The sequence below is a fragment of the Nocardia sp. CA-136227 genome (assembly GCF_050955695.1).
Taxonomy (GTDB): Bacteria; Actinomycetota; Actinomycetes; order Mycobacteriales; family Mycobacteriaceae; genus Nocardia.
In genome coordinates, this window is the sequence record NZ_CP192081.1 from 4086022 (window position 1) to 4110357 (window position 24336).

The 24336-nt window shown below is 63.1% G+C and carries 22 protein-coding genes; 14 read left to right on the forward strand and 8 right to left on the reverse strand.

All coding sequences use genetic code 11. From position 1 onward, the window contains the following. Positions 1-115: 115 nt before the first annotated feature. Positions 116-1243, reverse strand: a complete 1128-nt coding sequence (locus ACQP06_RS18835; protein WP_433665848.1) for an NADH:flavin oxidoreductase — start codon at positions 1241-1243, stop codon at positions 116-118. A 431-nt stretch (positions 1244-1674) separates the two neighbouring features. On the opposite strand from ACQP06_RS18835, the gene ACQP06_RS18840 reads away from it, so the two are divergent. The 6 genes from ACQP06_RS18840 (at position 1675) to ACQP06_RS18865 (ending at position 8041) form a co-directional block, all read left to right on the forward strand. Next, entirely contained in the window at positions 1675-2589 is a 915-nt protein-coding gene (locus ACQP06_RS18840; RefSeq protein WP_433665849.1) for a cytochrome P450, read from the forward strand. Positions 2590-2594: 5 nt separating this feature from the next. After that, the gene (locus tag ACQP06_RS18845; protein ID WP_433665850.1) at positions 2595-3470 is read left to right on the forward strand and encodes an SDR family NAD(P)-dependent oxidoreductase; all 876 of its coding nucleotides are present in this window, start codon (positions 2595-2597) and stop codon (positions 3468-3470) included. Positions 3471-3508: 38 nt separating this feature from the next. Next, entirely contained in the window at positions 3509-4360 is an 852-nt protein-coding gene (locus ACQP06_RS18850; RefSeq protein WP_433665851.1) for an acyl-CoA thioesterase domain-containing protein, read from the forward strand. 148 nt (positions 4361-4508) lie between these two features. After that, positions 4509-5735: a cytochrome P450 gene (locus tag ACQP06_RS18855; protein ID WP_433665852.1), complete on the forward strand. Its 1227-nt coding sequence runs from the start codon at positions 4509-4511 to the stop codon at positions 5733-5735. An 11-nt stretch (positions 5736-5746) separates the two neighbouring features. Further along, on the forward strand, positions 5747-6919 hold the full coding sequence (locus tag ACQP06_RS18860; protein ID WP_433665853.1) for an acyl-CoA dehydrogenase family protein: 1173 nt from the start codon (positions 5747-5749) through the stop codon (positions 6917-6919). A gap of 9 nt (positions 6920-6928) precedes the next feature. Then, complete coding sequence (locus tag ACQP06_RS18865; protein ID WP_433665854.1) at positions 6929-8041, forward strand: acyl-CoA dehydrogenase family protein; 1113 nt, start codon at positions 6929-6931, stop codon at positions 8039-8041. An 86-nt stretch (positions 8042-8127) separates the two neighbouring features. Here ACQP06_RS18865 and ACQP06_RS18870 read toward each other — a convergent pair whose 3' ends face one another. Together ACQP06_RS18870 and ACQP06_RS18875 are read right to left on the reverse strand one after the other, a co-directional pair. Further along, entirely contained in the window at positions 8128-8946 is an 819-nt protein-coding gene (locus tag ACQP06_RS18870; RefSeq protein ID WP_433665855.1) for an acyl-CoA thioesterase domain-containing protein, read from the reverse strand. A gap of 117 nt (positions 8947-9063) precedes the next feature. Then, positions 9064-10596 (reverse strand): DHA2 family efflux MFS transporter permease subunit, encoded by a 1533-nt coding sequence (locus ACQP06_RS18875; protein ID WP_433665856.1) that lies wholly within the window; start codon positions 10594-10596, stop codon positions 9064-9066. Between the two features lie 91 nt (positions 10597-10687). Between ACQP06_RS18875 and ACQP06_RS18880 the strand changes: the two genes are divergently transcribed. Beyond that, positions 10688-11407: a TetR/AcrR family transcriptional regulator gene (locus tag ACQP06_RS18880; protein WP_433665857.1), complete on the forward strand. Its 720-nt coding sequence runs from the start codon at positions 10688-10690 to the stop codon at positions 11405-11407. Positions 11408-11463: 56 nt separating this feature from the next. Here ACQP06_RS18880 and ACQP06_RS18885 read toward each other — a convergent pair whose 3' ends face one another. Further along, complete coding sequence (locus tag ACQP06_RS18885) at positions 11464-12213, reverse strand: hypothetical protein (RefSeq protein WP_433665858.1); 750 nt, start codon at positions 12211-12213, stop codon at positions 11464-11466. 511 nt (positions 12214-12724) lie between these two features. On the opposite strand from ACQP06_RS18885, the gene ACQP06_RS18890 reads away from it, so the two are divergent. Next, entirely contained in the window at positions 12725-13978 is a 1254-nt protein-coding gene (locus tag ACQP06_RS18890) for a phthiocerol/phthiodiolone dimycocerosyl transferase family protein (RefSeq protein ID WP_433665859.1), read from the forward strand. Between the two features lie 14 nt (positions 13979-13992). Further along, entirely contained in the window at positions 13993-15189 is a 1197-nt protein-coding gene (locus ACQP06_RS18895; RefSeq protein ID WP_433665860.1) for a cytochrome P450, read from the forward strand. Here the strand turns inward: ACQP06_RS18895 and ACQP06_RS18900 are convergent. Both ACQP06_RS18900 and ACQP06_RS18905 read right to left on the reverse strand, forming a co-directional pair. After that, complete coding sequence (locus ACQP06_RS18900) at positions 15103-15843, reverse strand: hypothetical protein (RefSeq protein WP_433665861.1); 741 nt, start codon at positions 15841-15843, stop codon at positions 15103-15105. The genes ACQP06_RS18895 and ACQP06_RS18900 overlap by 87 nt on opposite strands. Positions 15844-15944: 101 nt before the next feature. Then, entirely contained in the window at positions 15945-16133 is a 189-nt protein-coding gene (locus ACQP06_RS18905) for a hypothetical protein (protein WP_433665862.1), read from the reverse strand. Between the two features lie 1850 nt (positions 16134-17983). Here ACQP06_RS18905 and ACQP06_RS18910 point away from each other — a divergent pair. Both ACQP06_RS18910 and ACQP06_RS18915 read left to right on the forward strand, forming a co-directional pair. Further along, on the forward strand, positions 17984-18442 hold the full coding sequence (locus tag ACQP06_RS18910; RefSeq protein WP_433665863.1) for a MarR family winged helix-turn-helix transcriptional regulator: 459 nt from the start codon (positions 17984-17986) through the stop codon (positions 18440-18442). Positions 18443-18463: 21 nt separating this feature from the next. After that, a complete protein-coding gene (locus tag ACQP06_RS18915) occupies positions 18464-18943 on the forward strand; it encodes a hypothetical protein (RefSeq protein ID WP_433665864.1) in 480 nt (159 codons plus the stop codon). A gap of 13 nt (positions 18944-18956) precedes the next feature. On the opposite strand, the gene ACQP06_RS18920 is transcribed toward ACQP06_RS18915, so the two are convergent. Beyond that, positions 18957-19646 carry a DUF4232 domain-containing protein gene (locus ACQP06_RS18920; RefSeq protein WP_433665865.1) on the reverse strand — a complete coding sequence of 230 codons (690 nt, stop codon included), beginning with the start codon at positions 19644-19646 and terminating at the stop codon, positions 18957-18959. Between the two features lie 424 nt (positions 19647-20070). On the opposite strand from ACQP06_RS18920, the gene ACQP06_RS18925 reads away from it, so the two are divergent. Together ACQP06_RS18925 and katG are read left to right on the forward strand one after the other, a co-directional pair. Further along, positions 20071-20484: a Fur family transcriptional regulator gene (locus ACQP06_RS18925; RefSeq protein ID WP_379100286.1), complete on the forward strand. Its 414-nt coding sequence runs from the start codon at positions 20071-20073 to the stop codon at positions 20482-20484. 35 nt (positions 20485-20519) lie between these two features. Beyond that, positions 20520-22742, forward strand: a complete 2223-nt coding sequence (gene katG, locus ACQP06_RS18930; protein ID WP_433665866.1) for a catalase/peroxidase HPI — start codon at positions 20520-20522, stop codon at positions 22740-22742. Between the two features lie 81 nt (positions 22743-22823). On the opposite strand, the gene ACQP06_RS18935 is transcribed toward katG, so the two are convergent. Beyond that, positions 22824-23303, reverse strand: a complete 480-nt coding sequence (locus ACQP06_RS18935; protein WP_433665867.1) for a DUF7504 family protein — start codon at positions 23301-23303, stop codon at positions 22824-22826. 178 nt (positions 23304-23481) lie between these two features. Here ACQP06_RS18935 and ACQP06_RS18940 point away from each other — a divergent pair, with 178 nt between their 5' ends. Then, positions 23482-24333 carry an alpha/beta fold hydrolase gene (locus tag ACQP06_RS18940; protein WP_433665868.1) on the forward strand — a complete coding sequence of 284 codons (852 nt, stop codon included), beginning with the start codon at positions 23482-23484 and terminating at the stop codon, positions 24331-24333. Positions 24334-24336: the final 3 nt, after the last annotated feature.

A 24336-nucleotide genomic window follows, 5' to 3' on the forward strand; every position in this document is an offset into this window, starting at 1 on the left:
GCACTCCGAGCCTGACCTGTACCCGGGCCGGCGGGTCGCTGCCGACGGTCTGTTTGCTTCCGAGATTCCACCTACACTCGACCCTCGCACCGTTCCTAGTGTCGGCCGGAGTTGGCTAGTTCAGCGTCCTCATCGCTGCCGCGTCGTAGGGCGTCAGCTCGCCGATCCGACCTGCTAGGACCTTGGAGGCCCACTCCGGGTCCTGAAGTAGAGCGCGGCCGACGGCGACCAGATCGAATTCCTCACGCTCGAGACGGTCGATGAGGTTGTCAAGGCTGCCGAGTTCGGCGCCCGCCCCAGCGAACGCATCGAGGAAGTCGCCGTCGAGGCCGACCGAACCGACGGTGATGGTCGGCTTGCCGGTGAGCTTCTTGGTCCAGCCAGCCAAGTTCAGATCTGAGCCCTCGAACTCTGGAAGCCAGTAGCGGCGGGTCGACGCATGGAAGGCATCCACGCCAGCCGCGGCGAGCGGGGCCAGAATCGCTTCCAGCTCCTGTGCAGTATCGGCGAGCCGCGCGTCGTAGGCGTCCTGCTTCCACTGCGAGTAGCGGAATATCACCGGGAATCCAGGCGATACGACGGCTCGGACCGCCTCCACGACCTCTGCCACGAACCTGGTTCTCGCCACCGAGTCGCCACCATAGGCGTCGGTTCGGCGGTTTGTTCGCGTCCACAGAAACTGGTCGAGGAGATATCCGTGTGCACCGTGCAGCTCGACGCCGTCGAAGCCGATTCGCTCAGCAGCCGCAGCGGCTTCAGCGAAGGCACCGATGACGTCGTCCATATCGCGTTGGGTCATCGCGTTGCCGGTCCCTTTGGTTCCGTCGACGCGGATGCCAGAGGGACCGACCGCAGGGGCCTCGGCGCAGGGCGGTTCGCCGTGCTTGCGGACCATTCCGATGTGCCACAGTTGCGGCACGATCGCACCGCCCTCTGCGTGTACAGCCTCGGCGACCTTCGCCCACGCCGCCAACTGCTCATCACCATGGAACCGCGGCACCTCATCGCTCTGCCCGGCCGAGTCGTGGCCGACGTAGGTCCCTTCAGTGACGATCAGGCCGACGCCGCCGGCAGCGCGGCGGGAGTAATAGGCCCGTACGTTGTCACCGGGAACACCGCCCGGGGAGTACATGCGCGTCATCGGTGCCATCACGATGCGGTTTGGAACTGTCAAACCGTTGAGCGTGACAGGCCGGGACAGGGCACGGGCCACACGGGAGGTGTCGGAGGCGGTGACTGTCACGGGATGCTCCTTATTTACGGCCGAGAAATCAAATCAATCTGCTCGGACGTTAATGGTTGGGGCCGGGCGTCGCCAGGCCAGGTCATGAATGGGCAGTCATATGCCACGGTGGTGGCATTTTCCTGCCGCCTCGAAACCTTGCTCCGGTGCAGACCAGCGTTGGACACTCGTTTCGGTTCATCAGTTCTGCTATCGCCGAAGGAAAAACTGATCGAATGGCGAATCCGCTACTTGTACGGGGTATGTCCCCAGCTGGAGATCCGGCATGGATTGTGAAGGATCACAAAACATGCCGAGACTTACTCACCGACGATCGACTTCGACGCTACCCCTGTCATGACATAGTCGACTCTTCACGATTCACGACATCGGTTAGCCTTCAATTTCGGCCGGGTGATTCCAATCCGTGGCCGGACGACCTGGTCCGTCGAGTGCTCGGATCCTCGTTCTCGCCGCTGCGAATGAAAGCGCTGGAGCCTGCGATCGCCAGCATCGCGCGAGACCTGATCGATGACATGCGTAGGGTGGGTCCACCCGGTGATATCAGGGAGAGTCTGGCAGAGCCTCTTGCGGCGTCGGCCATCAGCCTGATCCTGGGTATACCTCGAGAAGACCACGACAAGGTTCTCGATTGGTCCGAGGGCTGCCTCGACATTCGGAATATCGATCGGGCCACGGAATCGGATATGCAGCTCACGGAGTATATGGAGCGGCTCCTGGACCAGAAGCTTCGCAACCCTTCCGAAGACCTTCTCTCTGATATGAGTATCTATATTCGTGACAATCCGCACGAGTCACGAAGAGAGATCATCGGACTGGCCGCAGGCCTCCGGTTCGCCAGCCAGTTGAACACTCCTGCGGCGATCGACCGGGCCGTGTACCTCTTTTTGACGCATCCGGAATACCTGGACGAGCTTCACAGCGGATCAGCCGCGCTGAAGCGGGCGGTCGAGGAAGTTCTGCGCCACCCCCATCCGGTATCGCCGAGAGTGGCGGGAATTCCGCGCTATGCGCACGAGGACATCGGGGTCGACGCGCATACGATTCAGCGAGGGGACCTCGTCATCTTCGACCTCGACGAGGCCAATCGTGACTCCAGCGTGTTCGACAGCCCCCTGGAGTTTCACCCCGATCGTCGGGCCAACCAACACTTGGCGTTCGGCTATGGGGGGCATTACTGCGTCGCTGCGTCTCTGGCGAGGCTCGAACTGAAAGTCGTGTTGGAGACAATTTTCGAGATGCTGCCGAATCTTCGCCTCGCTACAGATATAGACAATCTATCGCGGAACAGCGAGCGGCTGTCGGGCGGGTTGACAAAGCTACCTGTCAGCTGGGATCAGGGATAGCCGGCATGGAGATGAATGCAATGGACGAGATCGCGGCCGAGGGTCGGCGAAATGTCGTGGTCACAGGTGCTGGTGGCAGCCTCGCTCGCCACCTGGTCGAATCGCTAGCCCAGAACGGGTTTGCCGTGCATGCCGCGGTACACAGTCCTTCGCAGGTCGACCTGTACTCCGGAATACGACACGTTCGTACCGGTGTGATGGACGTTCTGGACGCGGATAGTGTCAGTGACTACTGCAGTCAGGTCATCGGTCGATCGGGCGGCCTCTACGGCCTGATCAACTGCGCCGGATACGCCGTTCAGGGGCCGCTCGAACTGATGACTCGAGAAGAGTTTCAGAACGTGATCGGCGTCAATGTCGGCGGTGTTCTCCAGGTTACCAATGCGCTGTTGCCGGCGCTTCGTGCATACACCGGACCAGGGAAAGCCCGGGTGCTCAATATCAGCGCAGGCACTGCACGCACGGCCGTGCCGATGTTCGGGCTCGTATCTGCCAGTAAATCGGCTCTCGACTCGATCAGTGCAGCGTACCGGATTGAACTTGGCCGCTGGGGCATCCGCGTGACTTCGGTGGCGTTGGGTGCTACGGAGAGCGCGATCCACGAAAAGTCCGGGCTCGCATTGATGCGGGCGGCTGAACGATCCTCGGAGATCAGCACCGCGCATTATGGAGCAACGATCGAGAAGCTACTCGCACGATTGGACGGCTACACGCTCATGAATCCAGCGCACGCCGCCCGCCAGGTCATCGATATCTTCGAGAAGCCTAATCCGCGGGGCCGCTACATCGTCGGTCGCGATGCACGTGTTCTCGCGGGAATTGCAGTTCTCCCGGACAGCCTTCGAGATCGCATGATGGCCGTCGGAATGGGAATCGAATAGTCGATGACAAACTCCTACTAGTACAGATTGGGGGAGACATGGCATTCTTCGAATGTCGAAATGGGGACTTCTATCCCTTGGCGCTTGCTTCAAGCCAATGGTCGGCCGATCGTATCAACGGTGCGGCAGTCGCCGGGCTGGCCGCGTATGTCGCCGAGCATGAGCATTCCGATGGTGACGGGCTGATCCCGGCCCGGTTCACCGTCGACATCTTCCGCCAGGGCCGCTTCGAGGCGACCAGCGTCACTACCACTCGAGTTCGCACTGGACGCAACGTCCTGATCGCGGACGCGCTGGTGACCCAGGCCGACCTGCCTATCGCCCGTGCGACAGCCGTTTTCGTGCGACCGTCGCGGGAACCCGGTGGTCAGCGGTGGCATCCTCCGACCGGCTCGTATGCTCCGCCTGGACTGATTCGTCAGGCAATGCCTACACCAGGCATCTGCTGGGGCAGTGATGCCCACGAAGACAGGTGGAGTCTGATGATGTCCGAGCATCAGAACGCCAGCCGCAAGCGGCTGTGGATCAATCAGACCAATCTTCTCGACAACGAGGATTCCTCCCCATTTGTGCGGACGGCGATGGTGGGCGAGCTAACCAATACCCTGACCAGTTGGGGCGACACCGGCATCGGATACATCAACCATGACGTCACCATTGTGCTGGCCCGTACACCCATCGGGTCGTCGATTGGTTTAGAGGCCGACAGTCACGCATCTGGGGTCGGTATCGCCGTCGGTACCGCGAGTTTGTACGACGAGCGGGGCCGTTTCGGTTCTTGCTCCGTTGGTTCGCTCGCCTACGCTACCGGCAGTCTCGATGTTTCGGGTGCGCCGAGTCAGGCGGAATGGGGATCGCGTCGTGGCCGGGCGCCCAAGGCCTCGGCCTGAGTTGGTGGCGACATGACCCCTGCGGTGAAGAGGTCGGATCGCTTTCTCGCAGTCCAGCAGACGGCCTCGAACATATTCTTCGAGGTATGGGCGAATGCAATCGACCACATTCTTGAGGATATCGACAACACGGAGATAGAAGATTCCAATGCCTGAAATACCTTTGCATAAATTTCCCTCCCGATCGCAGCGCAGTCTGGGCTTGGACCCAGTACTTGACGAGGTCCGCAAGAGCGATGGGCTGGCACGGCTTCAGTTGCCCTTCGGTGATCCATGCTTCGTTGTCACCGGTTACGACGACGCCCGTCAGGTGTATTCGGACAAGCGATTCAGTCGCACGGGGATGGCGAGCGAAGCTGCGCCCCGGCTCACGGCCGGCGTCTTGCTGCAAGGTGCGATCGGCGGACAGTCCGACAGTGACCATCTCAAGCTCCGAAAAGCGACCCTGCGCGAGATGGACTCCGCGCGGATCGATCGACTGGAAGCACGAGCCGAGTCGATTATGGCCGAGCTCCTCTCGTCGATGGCCGCGAACGGGGGTGGCGACTATGTCTCCGAGATCGCCAAACCCTTCGCAGTCGCCGTGCTCTGTGAGCTGCTGGGACTTCCGCGAAGTGACCACGATCGCCTGACGTCCTGGGTTTCCGCTCTGCTCAACGATTCCTCTGTCGGCGATGCCACCGTCGAGAATCATGCCGCGGTTGCCAAGGACGTTGGTCAGTACGTCTTGGCTCTGATTCGTGAGCGACGTGTCACCCCCGGCGACGACCTCATTTCGGCGTTGGCTGGACGACGCGATGAGCTGAATACCCGTGAGGTTGCGACCATCGTCTTCGCGCTGATCATCGGCGGATTCGAGACGACGGCTCACATGTTGAGCAAGTTCGTGCTGCGGCTGCTGAGCCAGCCGGACCTGTGGGCGACGCTGCGCGCAAGACCGGAGTCCATCGCCGCCGCGGTCGAGGAACTACTGCGAACGACATCCATCGCGGGTGGCGAAGCACTGCCTTGGGAGGTTCGGGAGCCGGTTACGCTCGCAGGCGTCGAGATGTGTCCGGGGCAGTTCGTCCTGCCCGCGGTGGGCGCCGCGAACCTGGATCCGATCGTTTTCGACGAGCCAGAGAAGGTCGATTTCGATCGAGCGCCGAAAGGCCATCTGACCTTTGGTTTCGGATCACACTTCTGCCTCGGATCGACGATTGCGCGGATGGAGCTTCGTGTCGCCCTCGAGGCGCTCGTGAAAGAGTATCCGGGCGCCGCGCTGGCTGTTCCTGCCCACGATACTCGGTGGCGGCAAGGGTCGGCGGTGTGGGAACTGCTGAATTTGCCGATCGGGTTGCAGCAGTACGCAGAGCTGTCCAATACGGAATCCTGAGGAAGAAGCTCATGCGGCTTGCTTACACCACGGAGCAGCAGTTACTCCGGTCTCAGATCCGGACCTACTATCGAGAACTTCTCGACGAGACGACGGTACAGGCATTGCGGGAGGATCCGGCTGGTCCGGTGATGCGCGGTGTTGTCAAGCAGATGGGTGCCGACGGCTGGCTGGGATTGGGTTGGCCCTCGAAGTACGGTGGTCAAGACCGAAGTCACATCGACCAATTCATCTTCTTCGACGAATCCATGCGCGTAGGTGCACCGGTCCCCATGTTGACGACCAATACTGTGGGTCCAGCGATTATGGAATTCGGAACAGAGGAGCAAAGGAGCTTCTATCTGCCGGCGATCCTGCGAGGAGATGCGCTCTTCTGCGTCGGATACTCCGAGCCGAGCGCTGGGACTGATCTTGCGGCTCTACAAACCTCCGCGGTGCGCGACGGATCGGATTTGGTTATCAACGGGCAGAAGATGTGGACGAGTTACGCCCGCACCGCCGAGTACTGCTGGCTGGCGGTGCGCACGAACCAGAGCGTATCGAAGCATCAGGGCATTTCAATCGTGATCGTCCCGATGAATGCACCAGGGATCACCGTTCAGCCAGTCTCCCTGGTCGGTGATCATGAGATCTCCGCCGTCCACTACGACAACGTCCGGGTGCCGCTGACCAATGTCGTGGGCGGTATCGACAACGGATGGTCGGTGATCATCACGCAACTGAACAGAGAACGTGTCACTTTGTGCAGTCCAGGAATGGTGGATCGCGCTCTGCACGAGGTGCTCTCGTGGGCTCAGACCACGGACCTTCCCGACGGTAAGAAGGTCATCGATCAGGAATGGGTCCAAAGAAATCTCGCGCTCGCGTATGCGGGATTCGAGTTTCTTCGGATGATCAACTGGAAGGTCGCGTGCGATGCGTCCGAAGATGTGCTTCGGGTGGAGGACGCAAGTACCACCAAGGTCTTCGGAACGGAAAAGTACCTGGACGTGATCCGGCTGCTGATGGAGATCGTCGGTGAAACCGCCTACTTGAAGAGAGGCTCTCCCGGGGAAGTGCTGAGTTCGCAGTTGGAGAGCCTGTATCGCGATCTGGTGATCCTAACGTTCGGTGGCGGTGTCAACGAGGTTCAGCGCGATCTGATCAGCGCCTTCGGGCTGGGCCTCCCGTTGTCGAACCGTTGAAAGGGCATCATGGACTTCTCATTCACCGACGAACAGCAAGCCGTTGTGGAGTCCGCGGCGCGGATCCTCGAATCTCAGGCAACCAAGGACCAGCAGTTGGATGCCGGGACCAGATCGGATGCGCGCGAGACGGTGTTATGGCAGCAACTCGCCGGGGCCGGACTACTCGGTGTCGTGGTGCCATCCGAACACGGCGGACTGGGCCTGGGCTTCGTGGAACTGGCACTGCTCCTCGAACAGGTGGGAAGGAGCGCAGCACAGGTGCCTGTTCTGCCTTCCGCCCTCGCAGCCATGACACTGGCGAAGTTCGGCACAGATGCACAGCGTTCAACACTGCTTCCCGACATCGCAGCGGGTGATGTCGTTGTGGCGCCGGCACTGATCGAGGCGCTCGGTGAGCCACTAGTCCCTTGGACGAGCGCCCGTCGCACGTCGTCGGGGTGGACTCTGGACGGGCTGAAGACGTGTGTTCCCGCCGGACTGTCCGCTGATCTATTGCTTGTGTCGGCGAGGGTGAATGCGAGGGAGACCGGACTGTTCCTGGTGGACCCGACATCGACCGGTGTTGCCCGAGTCGGCCAAGAGACCATGACTGGTGTCACAGAGGCGCAGATCGAACTTCGGAACGTCGAGGTCCCCTCCAGTGCGCGGGTCGGCGATCGTGCGGCCCTCCAGTGGTGCGTCGAGCGGGCGACGGTGGCTGTCTCGATGGTCATGGCCGGCATCTGCGGCGAGGCTGTCAGGCTGACTGCGGACTATGTGAAGAGCCGAGAACAGTTCGAGCGTCCTATCGCGTCCTTCCAAGCCGTCCGACAGCGGCTCGCAGACAGTTTCATCGACGCGACATCCATTCGGATGACCGCGCTCAGAGCCGCATGGCTGTTGAGTGACGGCGACCTCGCATCGAAAGAGGTTGCCGTGGCGAAGTTCTACGCTGCCGACGCAGGGCCACGTATCGCCCGTGCCACTGTCCACCTGCACGGTGGCATTGGGGTAGACCGCAATTACCCACTGCATCGGTACTATCTGTGGGCCAAGCATCTAGAGCTCGTACTGGGCGGCGCCGAAAGGCAATTGCGGATCCTGGGTGCATGCCTGGCAAAGGAATGCGTGAACAGCTAGAACCGGCGACGGCTCCGAGATCACACGCTGACTCGGAGCCGTCGCCGTTTCTACCCGTAGTGCCCAGGGCCCGTAGCCGGAAGGGCTCAGAAGTGGACCTCGCGATGGGTATTCGCGATCGCGGTGATCGACGAGACCCCGACGATCCCGTACTCGTCGTAGAGAGTGGCAGAGCCGATGGCCGTCCCGTTGGCGACGTGCTGTCCGTTCGACTCCATGCCGATGCCCTCGGATTCGGGCATGCGACACAGATTGAGTGTCACATCGGCGTTGATGAAGGGAACGCTGTCGCCGCCCCAGTTCGTGACGAAGCTCGTAGCCTCCGACAGCGTGGCGATGCGAGTGAATGGGGTGGGCTTCTCACCGCGAACGGCGGGGATCATCGTCGGTGTCCACATCCGCTTGCGCGCCGTGTTCCTGTGATCGGCGAAGTTGGATGACCAATCGTGCGGATAGCCGGCGCTGCTGATCATCGGAGCCTGCTCCATTCCATCGGCGGGGCTGGTCGACCATGCCGGCCGGGAGAATTCCAGCTCGGGCGACCATGCATTGGCTCCGGCCTTGTCCGTCGGTGCGGGGCGAACGAACAATCCAGATGCTCTGACCACCACTCGCTCGGACTGAACGAGCTCAATCTGCACCAGCGCCAGTCGCTTGCTCGATCGGATGAGTTCGGTTCTCGTCTGGACCACATCGAAGGTACTCGGCCGGATGAAATCGACTGTGAGTCTGCATCCGGCGGGTTCGACCGGACAGTGGCGCTCCAACTCCCGGGCAGTCAGGGCGGTCAGACCTTGGCCGCCGATCGTGTCGCGTCCCCATGGTCCGCGGGCCGTCTCGAGCGGAACGAATCTATCTTCCTCGGCTACAAAGAATCCGAGTGAAGTCTCGTCGGTATGTGGCATCGTGGATCCTCCCTGTTGCGCGACAATCTGCCGCGATACTAGAACTTGTTTCATATGTGGCCGGTCTCCATCGGGCTGGCACTCGGCGGGGCGAGCCAGAGGGGAGGGCGTGGGGGCTCAGGGCTCGGGCGGAGTGACGGTGCTCGTCGCCGACCGAGACGGGGCCGCGATCGGTGCCGGTTCGGACGAAGGCCTCGATGCCGACCGCCGTCGGAGCATCAGTGCGGGCACGAGGGCGATCGCGATGAAGATGAAGGCCCACCAGTAGGTTTGAGAGAACGCATGGGCGAATGCCTGTGCGGCATCGGCGGTGCGGCCCGGGCGTGAAAGTGCCTCCGCGCCCCCACCGGCATCGGGGACCCTCGATACGATGTTGTGCTGCAGAAGCATGAACAGCGCCGCGACGCCGAAGGAACTCGCAGCCCGGAGGTTGACGTTGGTGGCGGTGGTCGCTGCGGGGATCTCCGATGCCCGCAACGTCAGGTAGCCAGCGCTCATCACCGCTGGCATCATCAGGCCGTGTCCGAGGCCGATCACGAAAAGTGGTAGCAATCTGAGCAAATCGCTGGCATCGGCAGGGACCTGCGCCACACCGACGACGCCGCCCAAGATCACCGGCAGCCCCATGAGGATGAGCAACCATGGCGAAAGCTTGTCGGTCAGTTTTCCGCCGATCATCATCGTCGCGATCGCACCAACCCCCAGCGGCGCCACCATCACACCTGACCGGAGTGGGCTATCGGCGTCGACGGTTTGGAAATGCAACGGCAGCAAAGCCATCAGGCCGGACATGGTGCCGATGTAGGCGAACATGATGAGGTTGACCAACGCGAAGTTACGATCCCGCAGCAGCTGAACGTCGACCAGCGCCGCAGTGCCCTTCCTCGCGGCGTGCAGGACATAACCAGCGACCAATGCGATTCCCAGTAGCAAAGCCGCGACCGTACGAGTATCGGTGAGGCCCGTACCACCGCCGGCTTGCGATGTGCCGTAGACCAGCGCACCCAGTCCGGGAGAGAGTAGTCCGAGTCCGAGAATATCGAGCGAGACCGCGCGGTCGCGTACGTGATCACGAGGCAGCAGCCGAACCGCCGCGACGACCGCGATCGCGCACAGCGGGACGTTGATGTAGAACATCCATCGCCACGACAGATGGCTGAGGATCAGGCCGCCCACGACTGGCCCCAGAACGGGGGCGAGCATCGCTGGGACCGCACCCACGCTCATGACCCGGCCCATCCGTTCCGGCCCGGCCGCGTGGGCGAGCATGGTCTGCCCGATCGGCAGGATCATTCCGGCACCCAACCCCTGCAGTAGCCGGAAAACCACCAGACTGACGATGTTCCACGCTAGGCCGCACAGCACCGATCCCGCGATGAACAGCACCAGCGAGAGAATCCACATGGTCTTGGTTCCAAACCGCACGACCGCCCATCCAGACAGCGGAATGCTCATGGAGAGCGCCAGGGTGTATCCAGTCAGGACCCACTGCACGGCGGACAGGGTTGTGTCGAACTGGGTACCAAGGGTGTGAACGGCGACGTTGGTGATCGTTGTGTCCAGGACCGTCATAGTCCCGCCTAGGACCACCACGAACATGAGTTTGCGCAACGCCGGATCGAATCCTGTTGTTGGCCGCGGGTCTGTCATCGAAGCTACCTATCATCGTTATCGATACACTGTTCTGTGAACAATACGGTGTATGGCCAATGGTTACAGCGTATCGAGTAGACTGCGGGCTGTGGAACAGCACGAGTCCGGCGAAGGCGGGAGTGTCAGCACCCCCATCTGGGCGCGTCCGGCGCCCCAACGTCGACCTTCGGTATCCAGGGACGACATCGTCTCCGCGGCAATGGATCTCGCCAACGAGGAGGGCCTCGACTCGGTATCGATGCGGCGGGTCGCGGCGCGTCTGGGGATCGGCCCTATGGCGCTCTACACCCACATCGACACCAAAAACGACCTGTTCGACCTGATGGCGGATGCGCTGGCGGGCGAGATTGTGCTCGACGATGCCGAGTTCACCGCGGACTGGCGTGAGTCGCTCACCCGAGTTGCGCGCCGCGAACGAGCTTTGATCAAGCAGCACCCATGGGCCACCGAGTTGGTCGGCCGGCGCACCAGCGTCGGACCGAAGGTGCTCCTGCAAGTCGAGCAGTCGCTCAAAGCTCTCGACGGGCTAGACATTTCTCCCGCCACCGCGATGCAGATCGTGAAGGCGGTCGACCAGTACACAACCGGGTTCGTTCTCCGTGAGATCCTCAGCTACTCGCCCGAGGCCTTCGGGCTGGGCTCGCCGGAAGGTACCTACGTTCGCGAGGCGGCCACTCTGGCGGGGCACTCACGGATCTTGAAGCTCTTGGACCACAGCCCTTCCGACTTCCCTGACAATGACACGAGTTTCGAAATGGGACTGAGATGGCTTCTGGAGGGCATCGCGCAGGATCTCGCTGCCCGATGAGCTGCACGCTCCCGGCGCGATGGCCGAAGGTCGGGACACGGTTCACGATCAGACGCCTACGCGCTCAACTCGTGCGCCAGAATCCCCAACTCTGCCGCTCTCATCCCAAGCTGAAACCGGGTGGTGACACCGAGCTGGGTCATGGCCTCGGCCACGTAGCGGCGGTACGTGCGCAGTGAAACGAACAACCGTCTGGCCGCGACCTCATCCGTTTCACCGACACTCAGAGCGTTGATAACCGCGACCGTCGGACCGTCCAGCAGCGGCAAATCGGCTTCCGCGACTGGCGGCAGGCTGGTGGAGTTGCTCCACACCATGACCATGTAGCGGTAAAGCGCTCTCAACACGGCTGGCTCGGTGATGACCGATGCGGAACGCGACGAATCGTCGAGCATGTTCCACACCACGGCAAGTCGGCGATCAACGATAATGGCGTTGTCGAACTCGCCGTCGACGACCCGTACATGTGGTCGGATCCTCGGGCTGTCCCACTTCGAGTCCCGTGAACGCGCATAGGTCGATGACCTCAGCAGTTTGATGCGCCGACCCCCTGCCAGCAACGCCTCCAGCAGTGCCTGCTCATGGTCGTGGTGTCGCACGACGGTGGAAGCCTTCGACACCGCTACGACCACTTCGTCATTGGCGTCGTACAGGATTCGCTGGAGGCTTGCGCTCCAGTCGTCGTCGAGGGTGTCCGGTGGGTTGCAGGCTGCCGCGCCGTTCACGGTCCACGCGATGGCCGCGGCGTCCAGGATCCTCCTCGACTCGATGAGCAAGCGGCCGATGTCGTGCTGAAGTGACGTCACGGAAGCCAGGGTGTGTTCTTGAGTGCGATGGTCCGGTCGATCTGTCATTTCAAATCTCCCCCTTTTCAAGATCGCCGCACTCAACGTATCCAGAATCCGCCCGACGTGCCAACAGGAACGGTCGCGATGCGACCGAACTGTCCACTGGCAGAACGGAAGTCACGTGGTATCCCCAAGACGCGCAGGTGCGATCCGGTTGTATGAAGACCGCTGCCGGACCAGGTCGTAGCGCTCAGCGACGCCGCCATACGGACGCGGTGACAGGTACCGGACACAGTTTCGGTTCCAGATGGCAGCTTCTGTCCTCATCGATGAATCCCCGCGTGCGCGTGATCCGGACCGTGTCACGATCGGTCGTACTACGCATCGTGCGGAAGTTGCGGGGGAGGGCTGGAGTCGGTGTTCAGCCGCGACACGAGATTTGCTCGTCCTCCGAATCGCTCTCCTATTCGGTGGTTGGATCCTCGCCCTTCGTGGCCGAGTAGTGAACCTCATCTCGTCAGGAGCTCGTATGACCATGGTTCAGCGTCCGCTGACCTCCGGGGAATCCGCGACCGTCAGGTCTGGCACCAGTCCGATCTTCGCGGTTCTGACCGTGCAAGGGTCCATTGATTCCGCGCTGCTCGAGCGCGCTTGGGAGTCGCTCGCAATGGAACATCCGTTGCTGCGCAGCCGAATTGTCACTGACGGCCGTGGTGGATACGTCGTCGCTGTCGGCGCCGCCGCAGCCGAGCCAGTCGAATACAGCGGCAGTGAGGACCAGCTCGTCGAGTTACTGCACCGTCGTTGGGCAGTCGGTGACCCGGTCGCCCAAGCCATTCTGTTGCGGGGGTCCGAAACGTGCTTGCTGGGGGTAGCTCTCCATCACGCCGTCGCCGACGGCCGACTCACTGTCACGCTGCTACACAAGCTTGCACACCGTTTCACTCTGCTAGCAACGGCCGCGCCACTGCCACCGATCTCGGCCAGACAGCTCGAAACACCGTTGGAGGACCGGCTGACGCATTTGCGCGGCGCGGACACCGCGCGCGCCGCTTCACCGATCGGCGTCGCGCGCTTGCCTCATCCCGAACACGGTGATGCACGGGAGTCCGGCACGTTCGAGATCCGCAACATCAAATTCACCATCGCCGAAACAGATCGCGTCGAGACGGTCGCGAAGGCCTGGCAGGTGTCGGTCAACAGCGTGCTCAGTGCGAGCGTCATCACTGCGTTGCGGTCGATGTTCGACTCCTCCGGCCCTGTCCCACTCGGAATCGGCTATCCGATCGACCTGCGCAACCGCTTGGATCCACCGCTTCCACCCGACGCTGAACTGTGTTGTGTTGCCTCCTGGAGCGTGATCCTGCAGCCCACAGCAGCAACCAGCGTCGGTGAATGCTCGAGCGCGATCCAAGAGGCACTTGAGCACGCCGTCGCCGCGGAGGCTCCGCAGCGGGCAATGGCCAACGGCTCCTCCGACACCTGGCGCACGAACTCGGTCAGCCTGTCCAATCTGGGACGTCTCGAGCTGCCCGCGGCACCGCCCGGGATGCGCTTCACGCATACGCGGTTCATGGCTATCAGCCCGGTGCCGCATCCTGCGATTTTCGTGACCAACACCGAGAATCGCCTGAACCTGGACGTGGTCTACGACAGGGGCATCGTGTCGGATCGGGATGGCCGGCGTCTCGTCGACCGGGTCGAACGGACGATCCGAACTCTTCCGGGAAACACATCCGGCCAGGGCTGCCCCTTCGGGGCTGCTGATCTCATATCGAAGTAAGGAACTGACAGTCGATGACCACCATGAATACAGTGCCCGAGTATCCGTTCGGTGTGGCGACCCGCCTGGACCTGCACCCCAACTATACGGAACTCCGTGGCAGCGGACCGACCCGTGTGCGGATGCCATTCGGCGGTGAGGCCTGGTTGGTGACCAAGTATCAGGATGCGCGGGAAGTTCTGTCGGACAACAGATTCAGCCGCGCACGCACACTCGGTACAGATATCCCGCGGACCCGGCCGATTATCCAGCAGACTCGTGACATCTTCACCATGGACCCTCCTGATCACGCCCGCCTGCGAAGGTTGGTCGCCAAGGCCTTCACACCGCGGCGCGTCGCGACGCTAGAGCCGAGAGTGTCGGCACTGGTGAATGAGCTGCTGACAAACCTGATTGCCCGAGGTGCACCGGGCGACCTGGCAGCGGGTCTAGCCTGGCCGCTGTCGACGCAAGTGATCTGCGAGCTCATGGGAGTTCCAGTCAACGATCAGAAGCTGTTCCGAGAGTGGGCGGACAAGCTGCTCGCGCTGGGCGACACCGGTCTTGCGGATATGGAGAGCGCCCGCACCGAGATCTATGCCTACCTGACAAAACTGATCGGCCACTATCGGAATCATCCCGCCGACAACCTGCTAAGTGCGCTCGTCGCAGCCCGCGACGAAGACGACAGTCTCATCGAGGACGAGATCGTTTCGTTCGCGGTGACTCTTCTGGTAGCCGGATACGAGACGACAGCCAGTCAGATCAGCAACTTTGTCTACCTACTGCTCACCCGTGCGGGGCTGTGGGAACGACTGCTCCGAGACCCCTCGCTCATCCCCGATGCCGTTGAGGAGTTGCTGCGCTTCGTCCCATTCGCCGCCAGCGCAGATTTTGCGCGAGTCGCCACAGAGGACCTCATGCTGGGAGGAGTCAAGATCTCTGCAGGCGACGCGGTGGTCGTCCTCGAGGCTGCGGCAAACCGAGATCCAGCGGTCTTCGATTCCGCTGATGACATTGATTTCGACCGCCCGACAAATCCACACCTGGCCTTCGGCCATGGCGTACACCAGTGCATCGGATCAGCCTTGGCCCGAATGGAGCTACGGGTGGCGCTCGAAACGCTGGTTGACAGGCTCCCAGGTCTAAGCCTGGCGGTGCCCGCCGAAGCGGTGGAGTGGCGAGAGAATCGTCTCGTCCGCGGTGTCCAGCAGCTGCCCGTCAGATGGTGAACCCATCGGCTGATTCGGTACCCCCGAGCAAATCGAATGGATCCGGGATTCAGCGTTGACGGTCCCGCCCGCGCCAGGAAACTGCCTATCTGTCGAGAGCAAGGTGTGTCGTGCCAGACGTAGCGGCGGGGGGGTGAAGACGTGCGGCAGGATGTCGGAGGGGGCAGGGCTGCGGTAGCTGCCGGTCGGTGGGCTGATGAGCCGCGCGGCGGTGCCGTAGTTGGTGGTGACGGTCGCGTCCAGCGCGAACGACAGGACGGTGGCGAGGTCCTCGATGATCGCGGTGCCGCCGGTGGAGATCATGAACTCGTCGGTGCCATCCTCGCGAACCGCTTCGAGGCGTTCGGTGAGGCAGGCAAGCATGGTCGCGACCTGTGCGGTGTAATCGGTCGTGGGAACCAGATGCCCGATGCCGAGGTCGATCCGGTCGCGTCGCCACGGTCCCCCTACATTGGTGTAGAGGGTCTGGCGATGGTGGGTCGCGTGCAGTTCGACGTCTCGGAAGTACATCCCGGTGATGACTTGCAGCATCGTGCCAGCATCGCATGGGGCACAAGCGGTTTGATCATCCGCCGGGTACCGCAAACGACGCCAGGTGCCGCAGGAGGTCGGGCGGTGGGCGGGAGCGAGCCCGCACCGCTCGCGACCGGTCATGCTCTCGCACACGTCGCGGAGTGTCAGCTGCACAACAGAATTGGGCAGCCAAGCCCGCCGGCCGAGCACCCGCCCGCAGCGACAGGTTCCAGCAGACCGGTTTACGCCCAGACGGAGGGTTCTCCACATAGAGGGTCGAAGTCGTCTTCGAGGGCGCGGCCGGCGCTGGTGAGGGCCTTGCGGACGGCGGTGAGGTCGACGGTGCCGGCGGCGACTGTGTCGAGCAGCGCCACGACCACGTGAAGACTCGAAAGCCTGTCCAGGGGAGGGGTGCTCCAGAATCGGGGCATCCATACTCGCTGACAACTAGAACGCGACAGTCACAGCGAAACCGGATCTGCCGACAATCTCACCGCGACAGCGAGCAGGGGAACCCGGAGACGCTGACAACTACAACGCGACAACCCGCTGGCGGAGGAGCGCTCCGTCTGGCTCGAAAGGGCCAGGCCGGATGGGCAATCCAGCGGATCAACTAGGCTCCAGAAGGGATCACAAGGCCTGGGGGGTGACGGTTGATCCGGATCCGCTGCCAACTGTGTCGCGACAACGGCATCGAAAGCGGATCTTCTGACAACTACACCGCGAAAACAAGCACCGATTCCGGAGGCTGACCAGCCTCAGATCCCATAGTCATGCGCATCGCGAATTTCCGCAGGTCAGATTGGTCGTGACGATCGGGGCGTGACTGACGTCTATGCTGCGACAGCGGCCTCGAAATCCGGAGACTGACACGTTCTGTGCGAAAACTGACAGATACAGTGCGAACGGATGTCCGTTCGCAGTTAAGTTGGCAGCGTTGACCTGGGGATTGACAGATTGGATGCGACGGATTCCGGGTACACTGTCTCATCCTATTTGTCAGTTCCAGACGAATTCGCGTTCTATTTGTCAGTTCCGGCGGGGTTTTGCCGCCGAGATGTGTCACTGTGACGAAAGCTGATGGCCTTCCGGGTCTGCCTGGTATCGGGATCGAAATCTGCGCGGTGGCAACTCGTTTCGGCCTGGCCGAACTGTTTGGAGCGGCGGAGGTCGATGTGGGGTGTCGGGCTGTTGAGCGGGTGCCGCGGTGTATGGCCATGTGTCGGTCCGTGCGGGCAGCCCCAAAAGCACAGGTCGACGGCCGATCTCGCAGAGGAGCTCCATGGCCAACTTGACTGCGACAGCCCGCTGAATTCCGGAATTGGTCACGTTCAGTGCGAAAATGGCCACCTACAACGCGAACGGACACGCAGATCCATTGTGGGGGAGTCCGACTAGACACTCAGAGCACGGATCCCGACACTTCAACTTGACATAGTTGCCTATTATCGGCGAAAAATGTTGCAACACAACACAACCCAGGGGAGAGGAGGCCCCCAACGCAGTCCAAAAGGACCCGAGAGTGCCGAATCTGTGCCCGATTCCGTCCAGAAAGACATGAGACCGCCGAACCCAGCCCGCCCGATCCACGCCACGAACAACCCGGCGACGGCGCAGGATCCACACACAGTTGAGAGTCCCGAAGGCCTAAAACACCAGGAAGCGAGAAGGGCCGGCCCCAACCAGCCCGGCAATCCCGACCAAACTGAGAGCTCCATACGCACCGCCAAATGACAACTCCAGTCACACCAGCTACATACGTCACAGTGACGCAACTGGATCCCGAATGACTATGCGCACCCATGAATCAAACCGAGCCCAGCACTCAGGTTTTCCCGGATTCACACCCGACGCCGAAGCACTCTCACAACTTCGTGGATTACTCTCAACTTTTCCTGGACCGAACAAACACGCTACGCACACAACATCTTTCAAGATCAACACCGTCGCCGTAAGCGCGCCGATAATCAACATTATGTTAAGTCGAAGTGTCGACCCCCGGGTCTGGCGCTCACCCATCGCCTCTCCTGCGCTGGCGTGGTCGAGCGAAGTTTGCTGGGTTCAACCACCGCTCAGGTTCGCCGCGTGCCGGCCTTTACCCGTATCGCGCGACGATTCCTTGGGGAATCCACCCTCCTACTCATCGCGGACTGCTCCGGAATCCACCCCAGCCTCCGGCGCGTTCAATCCAGGCCGACCAGTGATCAATCCCGAGTTCCAGGCCATATTACATGGCAAGCCATGTAATATGGGACTCTGAACCCGCCGACGAAGGGCAGGCATGAACCCGATCGAGAAGCAGCCGATCAATCGCACAACCTCACTGGGATACCTGGTCAACCACCTCGCGCGACTCATGGAGCAGGCATTGCGCGATCACATCGCCGAACACGGCGTAGTGCCCGGGCAATTCGCGCAGCTACTCGCGCTCTACGAGAAAGAGGGTGTCACCCAGAACGAACTGTGCGAGAAGGTCCACATCGATCAGTCGACCATGGCACACACCCTCAAACGGATGGAACGCGACGGACTGATCCAGCGCACCACCGACCCCGCCGACGGTCGGCGAGCGCAGATCCACCTCACCGACCGAGCCCGAAACCTGCACGCCCCCTTGACCACTGCCGCCGCCGAGGTCAACGCGATCGCCACCGCCGGGTTCACTCAGCAGCAGGGCGAGCAGCTATTGCGCTTGGTCGCGCAGGCGATCGGCAACCTCGAACACGCCCGCACCACCTGACCCACCGAAGAGAGGTACACCATGCTCTCTCGCATCCACCCGCTGGCCGGCGTCCTCGGATTGGCCACCAGCCTCACCTTCTGGCTCGCGACCGTCGTGACCGAGCTCAGCGGATCCGAACACGCCGTCACAACGGTCAAACAAACCATCCCCTGGGCACTGCCCATCCTGGTGCTCACACTGGCAGTCACCGGAGCCAGCGGTCTTCGACTGGCCGGAGATTCCGCCAACCCGATAATCCTGGCGAAGAGACGCCGAATGCCGATAATCGCGGCCAACGGGCTCCTGATCCTGGTTCCCTGCGCGATAACCCTTGCCATCCTCGCCGGCCGCAGCCAGTTCACGCTCGCCTTCTACTGCATCCAGGCGCTCGAACTACTCGCCGGCGCGACCAACATCGCCCTGATGTCGCTCAATATCCGCGACGGCCTCCGGCTGACCGCCCGCCGAGACGAACGGTCGGCGGCCGCCGGCGAAAGGACGGCCGCGAGCCCGAAGTGAGGCCTCTCCCCTACTACATCGGCGTGATCGCGCGGACGACGAGCATGCGCTGGGGGCTCGGGCAGATCAGGTTGTCCCAGGGCAGGGACAGGGATTCGGTGTTGTCGGGCGGGTAGACGCGCAGGGTGTTGGAGCGGAGGGCGGCGCAGTCGTTGACCTGCTTGGGGTAGCTGATGAATTCGAACTGGGCGGCGCCGCCGTTGGCGGTCAGGGTGACCAAGGTGGGCGTCGGAGCCTGGGGGCCCTTGTCTCGTTCGGCGGGCTCGCCGACCGGGTCGCCCTGGGGGCCGTTGGTCTGGGAGACGCCGGGGAAGCCTTCGAGGGTGCAGGGCGTGGAGCTCTTGTTGATGAACTTCAGGAACCAGGTTCCGCCGATCTGGCCGCCATGGCCCTTGTCCAGGATCAGTTGGGACGTTGTGCATTTCGCGGTGCCGGTGGGGGCCGTTGTGGTGGGGTCCCCTGCCGGGGCTCCGGTCGTCGGGGCCGGGGCGTCGGTGGTTCCGGGGGTGTTGCCGCCGGGCTGGGTGGGCTGGCCCGGTTGGGTGGGTTGACCCGGCTGGCCCGGTTGGGCGGTGGGTTGGGTGGTCTGGCCGGCGGGGGCCGTGGTGGGCAGTGGCTTGGGTGTGTCGGACGGGTCGCAGGCGGTGGTGCCGAGAGCGACCCCCGCGGCGAGTGCGGCGACAACCAGTGACTTGATTCCCATGAGAAACCTCCAGATGCGAAACCCGACCAAAGACATGCATGGTCCACATCAGTGGGGTCGGAGCGGCCGTTACGGGGCTTCGGGCAGGGAATCCGTGGAATCGCCTGTGGGTCAACGTGGTTCGTCGTAGACTGCCGCGAAAACCCCTGATCCGGGTGCGCTTCGCGAAACCGTTAACAGGCACCTGATCTTTTTGTGCCCCCAAAAGATGGGGCCGAACGGGGTGCTTCTCCCCCGCCACCGCCGCACGACGCGCGTGGACATCGTTCACCCTCCCCGGCCACAAAATCACCTACTGTCTGGAACAGGCCCTCAGATCGGCCGCTTCCCCGGGAATTCCCCCACACGCCGAAACCAATACTTGATTGATTCCAGAAAAAGGGGCAGACTTCGTGCTGTGCCCACGTCCACCGATTTCGAGCGCATGTTGCGCGGGGCCGCTCTGCGTGTGACCGCACCGCGGCTCGCGGTACTGACCGCTGTGCACGACCACCCCCACTCCGACACCGACACCATCCTCGGCTTCGTCCGCGAAACCCTGGGCGGGGTGTCCCACCAGGCCGTGTACGACGTACTCAAAGCCCTGACCACCGCGGGGCTGATCCGCCGAATCCAACCCATGGGATCGGTCGCGCTCTACGAAACCCGCGTCGGTGACAACCACCACCACGTCGTGTGCCGCACCTGCGGCGTCATCGCGGACGTGGACTGCGCCGTCGGCGAGGCCCCCTGCCTCACCGCCTCCGACACCAACGGCTTCGCGCTCGACGAAGCCGAGGTCATCTACTGGGGTTTGTGCCCCGAATGCTCCAAAACCGCTGCCACACAAAACAAGTAGCGGCCACACTCGTGGTCGACAACAAGATCACATCCATGGAAGGACGACACACCGTGCCTGAAACCCCGCCCATCGGTGAAGCCAATACCGAACCCGCCGCCGGTGGCTGCCCCGTCTTGCACGACCGGAATTCCGACCCGGCCGAGGGCGGTAACGCCAACCGTCAGTGGTGGCCCAACCAGCTGAACCTGAAGATCCTGCAGAAGAACCCGGCCGTCGCCAACCCCATGGACGAGGGCTTCGACTACGCCGCCGAGTTCAAGACCCTCGACCTGGCCGCCGTCAAGGCCGACATCGTCGAGGTCATGCACACCTCGCAGGACTGGTGGCCCGCCGACTTCGGTCACTACGGCCCCTTCTTCATCCGCATGTCCTGGCACGCCGCCGGGACCTACCGCATCCACGACGGCCGCGGCGGCGCCGGAGCTGGCATGCAGCGCTTCGCGCCCCTGAACTCCTGGCCCGACAACGCCTCCCTCGACAAAGCCCGCCGCCTGCTGTGGCCGGTCAAGAAGAAGTACGGCAAGAAGCTGTCGTGGGCCGACCTCATCGTCTACGCCGGCAACGTCGCCATCGAGGACATGGGCCTCCCGACCTTCGGCTTCGGCGGCGGCCGCGTCGACCAGTGGGAGCCCGAAGAGGACGTGTACTGGGGGCCGGAGACCGAATGGCTCGGCGACGCCCGCTACACCGGCAAGCGCGACTTGGAGAACCCGCTCGCCGCGGTCCAGATGGGTCTGATCTACGTCAACCCTGAAGGCCCCAACGCCAACCCGGACCCGATGGCCGCCGCGGTCGACATCCGCGAGACCTTCGCCCGGATGGCGATGAACGACGAGGAGACCGCCGCACTGATCGTCGGCGGCCACACCTTCGGCAAGACCCACGGCGCGGGCCCCGCCGACCACGTCGGCGCCGAGCCCGAAGCCGCACCGCTCGAGGAGCAGGGCCTGGGCTGGGTGTCCAGCTACGGCACCGGCGTCGGCAAGGACGCCATCACCTCCGGCATCGAGGTCACCTGGACCCCCACCCCGACCAAGTGGGACAACACCTTCCTCGAGACGCTCTACGGTTACGAGTGGGAACTGTCGGCCTCCCCCGCCGGCGCCAACCAGTGGGTCGCCAAGAACGCCGAAGCGATCATCCCTGACGCCTTCGACGGCCCGGCCAAGCTGCCGACGATGCTCACCACCGACCTGTCGCTGCGCATCGACCCGGTCTACGAGCAGATCACCCGCCGCTGGCTCGAGCACCCCGAAGAGCTCGCCGACGCCTTCGCCAAGGCCTGGTACAAGCTCATCCACCGCGACATGGGCCCCAAGGTCCGCTACCTCGGTCCCGAGGTGCCCGAGGAGACCCTGCTGTGGCAGGACCCGATCCCGGCCGTCGACCACGAGCTCATCTCCGACGCCGACGCCAAGGCCCTCAAGGCCAAGATCCTCGACTCGGGCCTGACCGTGGCGCAGCTGGTCTCCACCGCGTGGGCCGCGGCCTCGTCCTACCGTGGCTCCGACATGCGCGGCGGCGTCAACGGCGGCCGCATCCGCCTGCAGCCGCAGGCCGGCTGGGAGGTCAACCAGCCCGACGAGCTGGCCCAGGTGGTCCGCGTCCTCGAAGGCATCCAGGCCGACTTCGGCAAGCCGGTGTCCTTCGCCGACCTGGTCGTGCTGGCCGGTAACGCCGGTGTCGAGAAGGCCGCGCAGGCAGGCGGTTTCGACGTCGAGGTGCCGTTCCGCGCTGGCCGCGCCGACGCCACCCAGGAGCTGACCGACGTGGAGTCCTTCGCCGCGCTCGAGCCGGCCGCCGACGGCTTCCGCAACTGGGTCGGCAAGGGCACCCGCGTCCCCGCGGAGTACCTGCTGCTCGACAAGGCCAACCTGCTGACCCTGTCCGCGCCGGAGATGACCGTGCTCGTGGGTGGTCTGCGCGTCCTGGGCGCCAACCACTCCGGTTCGCAGCTGGGTGTGTTCACCGACAAGCCGGGCGTGCTCTCGACCGACTTCTTCGTGAACCTGCTCGACATGTCCACCAAGTGGGCTCCGGCCGACTCCGAGGACAGCAGCTACGTCGGCACCGACCGCGCCACCGGCAAGACCGTGTGGACCGCCTCCCGTGTCGACCTCGCCTTCGGCTCCAACTCGCAGCTGCGGGCCCTGGCCGAGGTGTACGCCGAGGACGACTCCAAGGAGAAGTTCGCCAAGGACTTCGTCGCGGCCTGGACGAAGGTCATGGAACTGGACCGCTTCGACCTCGCCTGAGGTTGATCCGGCCGGTGTGACCGGTTGAGACGATGCCCCCGAACCGTCCGGTTCGGGGGCATCGCGCGTCTCGGGGATCGGTCAGTCGACTACTTGGGTGCGGACGCGGCCGACGAAACGGCGCGCCACATCGGTGCCCTCGTGGTTGTAGGCGTTCATCAGATCGGTGAGTTCATCGACCAGGGCGCGCAAGGCCGCGGAGTCGAAACCGTCAGCGTCGGTGGCCCACTCGCGGGGCACAGCGCCGACCGTGATCAGAATGCCTGTCTCGGCAGGAGCTTCCACCGCGTAGGTGAGCTGGTCCGGAGCATCGTGCACAGCGTTCAGCACCGCGATGTCCTCGGTGATCATCTCCGCGATGCGCGACAGGCTCGCGTGTCGACCCGGACGCGCGTGGCGCGCACCGTAACTGCGCTCCCCCGGGCGCGCGGCGGACCGACTGGTCTTGGCCAGTATCCGATCCAGCATGCGTTGCGCGGCCGCGCGTTCGGCCGCACCGGTGCGCGGATGCTCGATCAGACTGCGCAGCCGCTGGATTCGGCCGATCGTTCCCGTGGGCATGCCCTCCCCTTTCGCCGTGGAACCTCGATCATGCCAGCGGGCCTGCCCTGTCGTGGCCGGGGTTGTCGGCCACGATCTTTCGAGTGGACAGTGACGCATACGCATGTCTGCATGCGACTATAAATCTTTTGCCGACATATCGGTGACATAACAGTGAAACCTGTTCTATCGTGGTGGAGTGGATGTCACATACGAGAACACCCGACGCGAAATCGCCACGGACAAAGGCGTTCTGCGCTACCACGAAGCCGGAGACGGCCCTCCCCTACTGCTGCTCCACGGATCCGGGATCGGCGTCAACGGGTGGCGGAACTTCCGCAACAACCTGGGCTTCTACGCCGACCACTTCCATTGCTACGTCCTGGAATTCCCCGGATTCGGCGTCAGCGACCCGGTCCCCGGACACCCCGTGCTCACCGCCGTCGACGCCGTCATCCGCTTCATGGACGCCCTGGACCTCGACTCCGCGGCCATGATCGGCAACTCCATGGGCGGCGTCGTCGCCTTCAATGTCGCCATGGCGCACCCGCAACGGGTCGAGAAGATCATCGCCATCGGCGGCGTCGGACAGAGCCTGCTCGCCATGACTCCCAGTGAAGGCACCCGGCTGCTGTCCGAATTCGCCGACGCCCCCTCGCGCGAAGGACTCATGCGGTGGCTGCGCTGCATGATCTACGACCCCAAGATGATCACCGACGACCTCGTCGAGGAGCGCTGGGCCGCCGCCACCGATCCGGCGGCGCAAGCCAGCCTGAAGGCCATGTACGGGTCGGAAGCGCTTGCGCTGCAACAGCAGTTCCTGGAAAACTCCCCCACCCCGCCCTACTGGTCCATGCTGCACAAGATCAAGAGCCCGGTCCTCATGACCTGGGGCGGCGACGACCGCCAATGCCCCACCGACATGGCCCTCATCCCCCTGCGACAGATCCCCAACGCCGAACTGCACGTCTTCCCCAAGTGCGGGCACTGGGTGATGTACGAGGCCAAGGAAGCCTTCGAACGCGTCACCCTCGAATTCCTGCATCGCTGAACA

Bases quoted from the DNA above. Each gene is read 5' to 3' on its own strand.
- ACQP06_RS18895 (WP_433665860.1), top strand. From the start codon at position 13,993: ATGACCACCATGAATACAGTGCCCGAGTATCCGTTCGGTGTGGCGACC.
- ACQP06_RS18920 (WP_433665865.1), bottom strand. From the start codon at position 19,646: ATGGGAATCAAGTCACTGGTTGTCGCCGCACTCGCCGCGGGGGTCGCT.
- ACQP06_RS18860 (WP_433665853.1), top strand. From the start codon at position 5,747: ATGCGGCTTGCTTACACCACGGAGCAGCAGTTACTCCGGTCTCAGATC.
- ACQP06_RS18870 (WP_433665855.1), bottom strand. From the start codon at position 8,946: ATGCCACATACCGACGAGACTTCACTCGGATTCTTTGTAGCCGAGGAA.
- ACQP06_RS18875 (WP_433665856.1), bottom strand. From the start codon at position 10,596: ATGACAGACCCGCGGCCAACAACAGGATTCGATCCGGCGTTGCGCAAA.
- ACQP06_RS18865 (WP_433665854.1), top strand. From the start codon at position 6,929: ATGGACTTCTCATTCACCGACGAACAGCAAGCCGTTGTGGAGTCCGCG.
- ACQP06_RS18900 (WP_433665861.1), bottom strand. From the start codon at position 15,843: ATGACCGGTCGCGAGCGGTGCGGGCTCGCTCCCGCCCACCGCCCGACC.
- ACQP06_RS18855 (WP_433665852.1), top strand. From the start codon at position 4,509: ATGCCTGAAATACCTTTGCATAAATTTCCCTCCCGATCGCAGCGCAGT.
- ACQP06_RS18890 (WP_433665859.1), top strand. From the start codon at position 12,725: ATGACCATGGTTCAGCGTCCGCTGACCTCCGGGGAATCCGCGACCGTC.
- ACQP06_RS18845 (WP_433665850.1), top strand. From the start codon at position 2,595: ATGGAGATGAATGCAATGGACGAGATCGCGGCCGAGGGTCGGCGAAAT.
- katG (WP_433665866.1), top strand. From the start codon at position 20,520: ATGGAAGGACGACACACCGTGCCTGAAACCCCGCCCATCGGTGAAGCC.
- ACQP06_RS18910 (WP_433665863.1), top strand. From the start codon at position 17,984: ATGAACCCGATCGAGAAGCAGCCGATCAATCGCACAACCTCACTGGGA.
- ACQP06_RS18935 (WP_433665867.1), bottom strand. From the start codon at position 23,303: ATGCCCACGGGAACGATCGGCCGAATCCAGCGGCTGCGCAGTCTGATC.
- ACQP06_RS18850 (WP_433665851.1), top strand. From the start codon at position 3,509: ATGGCATTCTTCGAATGTCGAAATGGGGACTTCTATCCCTTGGCGCTT.
- ACQP06_RS18915 (WP_433665864.1), top strand. From the start codon at position 18,464: ATGCTCTCTCGCATCCACCCGCTGGCCGGCGTCCTCGGATTGGCCACC.
- ACQP06_RS18905 (WP_433665862.1), bottom strand. From the start codon at position 16,133: ATGCCCCGATTCTGGAGCACCCCTCCCCTGGACAGGCTTTCGAGTCTT.
- ACQP06_RS18925 (WP_379100286.1), top strand. From the start codon at position 20,071: ATGTTGCGCGGGGCCGCTCTGCGTGTGACCGCACCGCGGCTCGCGGTA.